This is a genomic window from Micromonospora yasonensis (genome assembly GCF_026013475.1).
Classification (GTDB): Bacteria; Actinomycetota; Actinomycetes; order Mycobacteriales; family Micromonosporaceae; genus Micromonospora; species Micromonospora yasonensis.
This window is the reverse complement of the sequence record NZ_JAPDPH010000021.1, coordinates 47,509-54,826: the sequence shown is the minus strand read 5'-3', so window position 1 is coordinate 54,826 and position 7,318 is coordinate 47,509. Positions and strand designations below refer to the sequence as shown.

Below are 7,318 nucleotides of genomic sequence, written 5' to 3'. Positions count from 1 at the left end.
CGTGGTGCCGGTGATCGTGCCCAGCGGCGGCTGGGGCTACCAGGAGCTCGCCCCGGCGCCGGAGTGGACGACCGTCTACCCGTTCGTGCTGCGCGAGATGCACCGGTGGTACGGCGACGACCGGCTGCTGCGGCAGCACTGGCAGCCGGTGGTCGACTACCTGGAGTGGGAGCTGGGCCGGCTGCGCGACGGGCTGGCCGTGACCGCCCTCGGCGACTACCTGTCCCCGGGCACCGGCGGCAACCCGCCGGAGGACACCCGGCTCACCGCCACCGCGTACCTGCACCGGGCGCTGGTGGCCACCGCCGAGGTCGGCGAGCTGACCGGCCAGGACGCGCAGGCCGCCCGGTTCCGTACCGCGGCGGCGGGGCTGCGGGACCGGCTCAACGAGACGTTCCTGGACCGGACGCGCGGGCTCTACCGCACCGCCCGCGACCCCGGCTACCGGCAGACCTCCAACGCGGTGCCGCTGGCCTTCGGGCTGGTGCCCGACGACCTGGTCGGCGCCGTGATGGACAACCTGGTCGCCGACATCCGCGAGCGCGGCGGGCACCTCAACACCGGCTGCCTCGGCACCAGCGTTCTGCTGCCGGTGCTGACCGCGCACGGCCACGCCGACGTGGCGGCCCGGGTGGCGCGGCAGCGGACGTACCCGAGCTGGGGCTACTGGGTGGACAACGGCGCCGACACCATGTGGGAGATGTGGCCCACGTCGACGCGCTCCCGGCAGCACTACTTCCACGGCACCGTCGTGCAGTGGCTCTACGAGCACGTGGCCGGCCTGCGCCCGGTCGCCGACGGCTGGGGCCGCATCGTGGTACGGCCGGACGCCCGCGCCGAGGTGACCGCCGCGTCGGCGGCGGTGGACACGGTCCGCGGCCGGGCGTCGTCGGCCTGGCGACTCCAGGACGGCCGGTTCGAGCTGACCGTGCAGGTGCCGGTGGGCGCCACCGCCGAGGTGCACGTGCCCGCGGCGCGGGCCGAGGACGTCGAGGCGTCGCCCGGTGGGCTGGTGACCGCCCGGCGGATGGCGGACGGCTATCTGGTGCACACGGTGGCCGCCGGCACCTGGCGGTTCGTGAGCAGTTCCGCGCCGACCGCCTGAGCGGAGCGACGGCGCCGGCCGCGCGAGCAGCGCGTGCCGGCGCCGTCGTGCGCGCCCTACCCGGTCAGCGCCGGGTACGCCGGGGCTGGTCGCTGGAGCGGCGTACGACCAGCTCCGGCTGGAACACCACGTGCCGGTGCCGGTGCTTCTCACCGGCGGACGCCTCCTCCAGCAGCAGTTGGGCCGCGGTGCGGCCGAGCTGCTCGCGGGGCTGGCGCACCGAGGACAGCGGCACCGCCGCCGCGCCGGCGAACTCGATGTCGTCGTAGCCGACGATGGCCAGGTCGGCGGGCACCCGCAGGCCGCGCGCGGTCACCTCCTGCAGCACGCCGAGCGCGATCAGGTCGTTGGCGCAGAAGACGGCGGTGGGTCGCTGCCGGGCGGGCAGGGCCAGCAGGTCCTCCGCGCCGCGCCGCCCGGCGGCGACGGTCAGGCTGCTGGTCGTCGCCACCCGCAGGTCCGCGCCGCCGCGGTCGTCGAGCGCGGCCGCGGCCCCGGCGTGCCGGTCGGCGACCTGGGCGATGGAGAACGGGCCACCGAGGTACGCGATGCGGTGGTGGCCCTGGTCCAGCAGGTGGTCCATGGCCAGCCGGCCGCCGAGCACGTCGTCGACGGCCACCGAGCAGCGGCTGGCCCGCCCCGAGCCCCGGTCGACGAGCACCACCGGGATGCCACGGTCGATGAGCTTGTCCAGGTTGGGCTGCGGGCCGTGGCCGACCGGGGTGATGAGCACCCCGCGCACCCGCTGCTCCTCCAGCAGGTCCAGGTGCCGGCGTTCCCGGGCACTGTCCTCGCCGCTGTTGCAGACGACGAGCATCGCCCCGGCCTCCTCGACCACTTGCTCGGCGCCGCGCACCACGTCGGTGAAGAAGGGGTTGGCCACGTCCAGCACGACGATGGCGACGGTGCGGCTGTGCCCCGCGCGCAGCTGGCGGGCGGAGTCGTTACGGACGTAGCCGAGCTCGCTGATGGCGTCGAGCACCCGCTGCCGGGTGGCGGGGGCGACCGTGTCGGGTCGGTTGAGCACGTTGCTCACCGTGCCGAGCGAAACGCCGGCGTGCCGGGCCACCTCCTTGATGTTCGCCGCTGCCATGGCTCCCTCGTGCGGTGGGGTGGTGGGGTCGCGGCCCGCTGTCTGGTCCGGGGCGCAGCGTCCGCGGCCGTACGGGCGCGCCGGTCGGAACGGCCCGACTGGCTGGTGACGGGCAGTCTATAGCGCCTAAAACGTTTCATCCAGCCGGTCCCGCCTGCCGGCGTGCCCCGGTCACGAGGGCTGGACGGCGCCGTCAGCGGGCGCGAGCAGGTTCGCTCCAGCAACAGGTAAGAAATCGCCGGGAAACTCTTGACGCTCGCGAATGCCTGACCCTACGGTCCATGCACAACGCATGAAACGATTCAGGAGGGGATCGGATGAGCCCCGGCGCACCGGGCGCGGACAGCGCTCCGCTGCTGGTACTGGACGGCGTGACGAAGTCCTTCGGGGCGGTCGCCGCGCTGCGAGGGGTGCACCTGGCGTTGCACCCCGGCGAAGCCCACGCCCTGGTGGGGGAGAACGGGGCGGGCAAGTCCACCCTGGTGAAGATCCTGGCCGGGGCACACGCCCCGGACACCGGCCGGATGACCCTCGACGGGCGCCCGCTGCAGCTGCGCGGTCCCGCCGACGCCCGGGACGCCGGCATCGCGGTCATCTACCAGGAGCCGACCCTGTTCCCGGACCTGTCGGTCGCGGAGAACATCTTCATGGGCCGGCAACCGCTGCGCGGCCTGCGCCGCATCGACACCCGCGCGATGAACCGCGACGCCGAGCGGCTGTTCGACCGCCTCGGCGTCCGGATCGACCCCGCCCGCCCCGCGCGCGGGCTGTCCATCGCCGACCAGCAACTCGTCGAGATCGCCAAGGCGATCTCCTTCGACGCCCGCGTCCTGATCATGGACGAGCCCACCGCCGCGCTCTCCGGCGTCGAGGTGGACCGGTTGTTCGGGGTCGCCCGGTCGCTGTGCGAGCGCGGCGCGGCCGTGCTGTTCATCTCGCACCGCTTCGACGAGGTCTTCGACCTGTGCCAGCGGATCACCGTGCTGCGCGACGGGGCCTGGGTCTCCAGCGATCCGACCACCGACCTCACCGTCGACGAGGTGGTGCGGCGCATGGTCGGCCGCGACGTGGCCTCGCTCTACCCCAAGCAGGACGCCGCGCTGCGCGACACCCTGCTGGAGGTACGCGGGCTCAGCCGCGCCGGCGTCTTCTCCGACGTGTCCTTCTCGGTCCGGGGCGGGGAGATCGTCGCCCTGGCCGGGCTGGTCGGGGCCGGGCGCAGCGAGGTCGCCCGCGCCGTCTTCGGCGTCGACCGCTACGACGCCGGCCAGGTACGCGTCGCCGGCCGGATCCTGCCGCCGGGCAGCCCGCGCAAGGCCATCGCCGCCGGCGTGGCCCTGGTGCCCGAGGACCGCCGCCAGCAGGGCCTGGTCATGGAGCTGTCGGTGGAGCGCAACGCCACCCTGGCCCGCCGCCGGGCGCTGAGCCGGCTCGGCCTGCTCCTCGGCGGCACCGAGCGGGCCGAGGCCCGGCAGTGGACCCGACGGCTGCAGGTCAAGACCTCCCGCCTCGCCGCCCCGGTGGCGACCCTGTCCGGCGGCAACCAGCAGAAGGTGGTCCTCGCCAAGTGGCTGGCCACCGCACCGCGGATCCTGATCATCGACGAACCGACCCGCGGCATCGACGTCGGCACCAAGGCCGAGGTCCACCGGCTGCTGTCCGAACTGGCCGGCGAGGGCCTGGCCATCCTGATGATCAGCAGCGAGCTGCCCGAGGTGCTCGGGATGGCCGACCGGGTCCTGGTCATGCACGAGGGACGCCTGGTCCGCGAGCTGCCCCGGGCCGAGGCCGACGAGACCTCCGTGATGTTCGCCGCCACCGGCCAAGGAGCAACGGCATGAGCCTCACCGACACGGGAGCGGCCGAGCGGGTCGCCGACAACCCCCCACCCGACGCCGGCCGGCCCCGCCGAGGCCTCACCGAGCGGCTGCTCGCCGTACGCGAGTTGAGCCTGCTGATCGCGCTCGCCGCGCTGGTCCTGGTCACCACCCTGCGCAACGACCGCTTCCTCAGCGGCCAGAGCATCAAGGACCTGCTGCTCGGCTGCGCCATCCTGGTGATCCTCGCGGTCGGCCAGACCCTGGTCATTGTCACCCGCAACGTCGACCTGTCCGTCGGGTCGATCCTCGGCCTGGTCGCCTTCGCCACCGGCGAGCTCTTCCTCGCCGCGCCCGGCACCCCGTGGCCGGTCGCGCTCCTGGTGGGCGTCGCGCTCGGCGCGCTGTGCGGGGTGGTCAACGGTGGCCTGATCGCGGTGGCCAGGGTGCCCGCTCTGGTCATCACCCTGGGCACCCTCTACGCCTTCCGCGGCGTCGACTACTACTGGGCCGCGGGCCGGCAGATCAACGCCGCCGACATGCCCCGGTCGTTCCTGCGCCTGGGCAACCAGACGGTGCTCGGCGTACCCGTGCTCTTCCTGGTCGCGCTGGTCGTGGTCGCCGTCGCCGGCTACTACCTCCGCTCCTACCGCAGCGGCCGGGAGCTCTACGCGATCGGCTCCGAGCCGGCCGCCGCCCGGCTGTCCGGCATCCCGGTCGGCCGGCGGGTCTTCGCCGTCTTCGTCGCCAACGGCGCGCTCGCCGGACTCGCCGGCGTGCTCTACGCCGCCCGGTTCGGCACCCTCGACGCGGCTGCCGGCTCCGGCCTGGAACTCCAGGTCGTCGCCGCTGCGGTGGTCGGCGGGGTGGCGATCTTCGGCGGCAGCGGCAGCGCGTACGGCGCGGCGCTCGGCGCCGTACTGCTCACCACGATCGGCAGCTCGCTGGCCGTCCTGCGCATCGACCCGTTCTGGCAGCAGGCCGTGGTCGGCGCGCTCATCCTCGCCGCCATCGGCCTGGACCGGCTCCTGGCCCTCCGGGTGGCGGCCCGGCTCCGAGGGAGAAGCGCACATGGCGCATGACAGCCTGTACGCCGCGCCGCCGTCCGGCGCGGACACCGAGCGCCCGGCGGGCCGCCTGGCCGGGCTGCGCGGCGCGCTCGGCACCTGGGACACGGCGATCGTGGCCGCCCTGGTGGTCGCCGTGCTGCTGGCCGGCCTGTCGGTGCAGAACTTCGCCACCGGCCGCAACGCCCAGTTCCTGCTGCTCGACCTGGTGCCGCTGGCCCTGCTCGCGTTGCCCATGACGCTGATCGTCGTCACCGGCGAGATCGACCTGTCGGTGGCCAGCGTGGTCGGCCTCACCAGCACCCTGATGGGGCAGCTGTGGCTGTCCAGCGGGCTGTCGCTGGAACTGATCTGCGTGCTGGTGGTGCTGATCGGCGCCGTGCTCGGCGCGGTCAACGGCGTCTTCATCACCGGGTTCGGCCTGCCGTCGCTGGCCGTGACCATCGGCACCCTCGCCCTGTACCGGGGGCTGTCGTTCGTCGTACTCGGCGACCAGGCGGTGGCCGACTTCCCGGCCAGCTGGACCGCCGCCGTGGTGCGGACCATTCCCGGCACGTCGATCCCCGTCGCGGTCGTTCCGGTGCTGCTGCTGGCGCTGGTGTTCGGCGTCGTGCTGCACGCCACGCCGGTCGGGCGGGCGCTGTACGCCATGGGCAACAACGACGAGGCCGCCACCTTCGCCGGGGTGTCGGTGGCCCGGACCAAGTTCTGGCTGTTCGTGGTCTCCGGGGCCGTCGGCGGGCTGGTCGGGATCTTCTGGACCCTGCGTTACGCCAGCGCCCGCGGCGACAACGCCACCGGCCTGGAGTTGACCGTGGTGACCGCCGTGCTGCTCGGTGGCGTGTCGATTTTCGGTGGTCGCGGCGGGCTGCTCGGCGTGGTGGCCGGCGTCCTGCTCCTCGGGGTGCTGCGCAACGCGCTGCAGCTCGCCGACGTCGACGCCAACGCGCTGACCATCGTCACCGGATCCCTGCTGATCGTCTCCGTGGTACTGCCCAACGCCGCCGCGGACCTCCGCGCCCGGCTGCACCGCCGACGGCGACGCGCGCACCTCAGCGCGTCGTGACCGGCTCCGCTTCCCCCAACACCCTGGAAAGGATATCGATGTCCACGTACAGACGCCTCCGCGCCGGGGCCACCGCCCTCACCGTCGCCGCGCTGCTGCTCGGCTCCGCCGCCTGCGGCGGCACCACCCGCGAGAACTCGGGCAACGACACCGGCGGCGGCGCGCAGGCCAGCGGCGCCGCCAACCCGGATGCCAAGCTCAAGGAGGGCCTCAAGATCGCCTTCCTGCCGAAGCAGGTGAACAACCCCTACTTCACCACCTCCGACAACGGCGGCAAGGCGGCGGTGACCGAGATCAAGGGTGAGTTCAAGGAGGTCGGCCCGTCCGAGGCCAGCGCCTCGTCCCAGGTCAGCTACATCAACACCCTGTCGCAGCAGGGCATGGACGTCATCGTGACCTCGGCCAACGACCCCAACGCGATCTGCGGCGCGCTCAACCAGGCGAAGGCGGCCGGCGCCAAGATCGTCACCTTCGACAGCGACACCAAGCCGGAGTGCCGCCAGATCTTCGTCAACCAGGTGACGGCCGAAGGCATCGCGGAGAACCAGGTCAAGCTCATCTCCGAGCAGATCGGCGGCGCGGGCGAGATCGCCATCCTGTCCGCCACCGCCAACGCGACCAACCAGAACGCCTGGATCGCGTTGATGAAGGAGGAGCTGAAGAAGCCCGAGTACAGCAAGATCAAGCTGGTCACGGTGGCGTACGGCAACGACGACGACCAGAAGTCCTTCCAGGAGACCCAGGGCCTGCTGCAGTCGTACCCGAACCTGAAGGGCATCATCTCGCCGACCACCGTCGGCGTCGCCGCGGCCGCCCGCTACCTCAGCGGCTCCCAGTACAAGGGCAAGGTCAAGCTGACCGGCCTGGGCACCCCGAACCAGATGCGCGAGTTCGTCAAGGACGGCAGCGTCGACGCGTTCGCCCTGTGGAACCCGGCCGACCTCGGCTACCTCGCCGCGTACGCCGGCGCGGCGCTCGCCTCGGGCCAGATCACCGGCGCCGAGGGCGACAAGTTCACCGCCGGCAAGCTCGGCGAGTTCACCGTCGGCAAGGACGGCGTCGTCGTCCTCGGCCCGCCCACCGTCTTCGACAAGAGCAACATCGACCAGTTCCAGTTCTGACGGCTCTCGGCGGTGCCGGCGCCGGCCGCGCCGGCACCGCCCGGGGGCA

At 73.1% G+C, this 7,318-nt stretch carries 6 protein-coding genes; 5 read left to right on the top strand and 1 reads right to left on the bottom strand.

Annotation, left to right across the window (positions count from 1 at the left end; all coding sequences use genetic code 11):
- On the top strand, nucleotides 1-1,105 hold a 1,105-nt coding region (locus tag ONA70_RS07395; protein WP_319956352.1), incomplete at its 5' end, for an alpha-L-rhamnosidase-related protein.
- Between the two features lie 64 nt (nucleotides 1,106-1,169).
- Here ONA70_RS07395 and ONA70_RS07390 read toward each other — a convergent pair.
- The gene (locus ONA70_RS07390; protein ID WP_265005584.1) at nucleotides 1,170-2,198 is read right to left on the bottom strand and encodes a LacI family DNA-binding transcriptional regulator; all 1,029 of its coding nucleotides are present in this window, start codon (nucleotides 2,196-2,198) and stop codon (nucleotides 1,170-1,172) included.
- A 317-nt stretch (nucleotides 2,199-2,515) separates the two neighbouring features.
- Between ONA70_RS07390 and ONA70_RS07385 the strand changes: the two genes are divergently transcribed.
- From ONA70_RS07385 to rhaS, 4 genes are read left to right on the top strand one after another with little or no spacing between them, the layout of a single operon-like run.
- Nucleotides 2,516-4,039, top strand: coding sequence for a sugar ABC transporter ATP-binding protein (locus tag ONA70_RS07385; protein WP_265005583.1), 1,524 nt, complete (start codon nucleotides 2,516-2,518; stop codon nucleotides 4,037-4,039).
- Nucleotides 4,036-5,097 (top strand): ABC transporter permease, encoded by a 1,062-nt coding sequence (locus tag ONA70_RS07380; RefSeq protein ID WP_265005582.1) that lies wholly within the window; start codon nucleotides 4,036-4,038, stop codon nucleotides 5,095-5,097. Before ONA70_RS07385 ends, ONA70_RS07380 begins: the two co-directional genes overlap by 4 nt.
- Nucleotides 5,087-6,148 carry an ABC transporter permease gene (locus tag ONA70_RS07375; protein WP_265005581.1) on the top strand — a complete coding sequence of 354 codons (1,062 nt, stop codon included), beginning with the start codon at nucleotides 5,087-5,089 and terminating at the stop codon, nucleotides 6,146-6,148. Before ONA70_RS07380 ends, ONA70_RS07375 begins: the two co-directional genes overlap by 11 nt.
- A gap of 38 nt (nucleotides 6,149-6,186) precedes the next feature.
- Nucleotides 6,187-7,269 (top strand): rhamnose ABC transporter substrate-binding protein, encoded by a 1,083-nt coding sequence (gene rhaS / locus ONA70_RS07370; RefSeq protein ID WP_265005580.1) that lies wholly within the window; start codon nucleotides 6,187-6,189, stop codon nucleotides 7,267-7,269.
- Nucleotides 7,270-7,318: the final 49 nt, after the last annotated feature.